Origin of the sequence: Massilia pseudoviolaceinigra (assembly GCF_030846505.1) — a bacterium.
GTDB lineage: Bacteria > Pseudomonadota > Gammaproteobacteria > Burkholderiales > Burkholderiaceae_D > Telluria_A > Telluria_A violaceinigra.
In genome coordinates, this window is sequence record NZ_JAVCWL010000113.1 from 1 (window position 1) to 1,077 (window position 1,077).

At 62.9% G+C, this 1,077-nt stretch carries 3 protein-coding genes; all 3 read left to right on the top strand.

Going from position 1 to position 1,077, the window contains the following annotated elements:
- Window positions 1-325, top strand: a 325-nt coding sequence (tnpA, locus tag RBA40_RS33305; RefSeq protein ID WP_306653191.1) for an IS66 family insertion sequence element accessory protein TnpA, incomplete at its 5' end; no start/stop codon positions are given.
- On the top strand, window positions 322-663 hold the full coding sequence (tnpB, locus tag RBA40_RS33310; RefSeq protein WP_306653193.1) for an IS66 family insertion sequence element accessory protein TnpB: 342 nt from the start codon (window positions 322-324) through the stop codon (window positions 661-663). The genes tnpA and tnpB, both read left to right, overlap by 4 nt.
- 58 nt (window positions 664-721) lie before the next feature.
- On the top strand, window positions 722-1,077 hold a 356-nt coding region (locus RBA40_RS33315; RefSeq protein WP_306653194.1), incomplete at its 3' end, for an IS66 family transposase.

Consider the following 1,077-nt stretch of genomic DNA (forward strand, 5'->3'; position numbering starts at 1 on the left):
CACTGTGATCTTCAACTTGGAGATAGAGATGGCAAATTTGGAACGCGAGTCATTGTGGGAGGAGCGGGTTGCGCAATGGCGCAAGAGCGGCCAGTCCCAACGCGCTTTTGCAGAGATCCAGGGCTACCCGCAGCGGCAGCTTAATTATTGGGCGCGCCGCCTGGCTGCGCCTGTCGTGCCGGCGGCGCTGCTGCCAGTGTCGATTGCAGCCTCCACCGATGCGGCACCGGCGTTGAGCCTGCGTAGTCCCAGCGGCTGGACGGTCACATTGCCGCCGGCCTTGCCTGCCAGTTGGGTGGCGGCACTACTGCGCGAGTTGGCATGAAGTTGCAGGTCGAGTTGGTCCGTCTGGCCACCCGGCCCGTCGATATGCGCATCGGCGTCGACGGCCTGTCCCTGCTGGTGCAGCAAGTGCTCGGTTGCCCTCCCTGCGACGGAACGGCTTACGTGTTCAGCAACCGGCGCCGTACGCGCCTCAAATTGGTGTGCTGGGACGGAAATGGCGTATGGCTGTGCCTGCGCCGCTTGCATCGCGGCCAGTTCGTATGGCCGCAGGCCGACGACGCCACCTGGCAAATGAGCGGTGAGCAATGGCAATGGCTGATCGCGGGCGTGGACTGGCAACGCATGGCGGCGCCGGCACCGGGCCAGTGGCAACTGTAGTGCGCCGGTACAGACGATCTTGCTTGTAAACATCAGCAGAGCCCGGTAAACTGGGCTGATGGATTTGCTCAACGAACTGACCCACGCCAACCTTGATCCTGCCGTGCTCGACGCGGTACGGGCCTTGTTGGCGCAGGCCGCGCATGCAGACCAGCTGGCTGATGCCGTGGCGGTAAAAGACGATGTCATCAAGGCGGCCCACGCCACGATCGCCGCCTTGAAGCTCGAGCTGGCGCAACATCGCCGCATTCGATTCGCCAACAAGAGCGAAGCCTTCACCGCTGAACAGCGTGATCTGTTCGAAGAATGCCAGGAAATTGACCTGGCTGCCATGGAAGCCGAGTTGCAGCGTCAACGCGATCTGCTCGTCGGTGAGAAGCCGAAGAACAAGCGGCCACGTGCCGGACGTCAGCC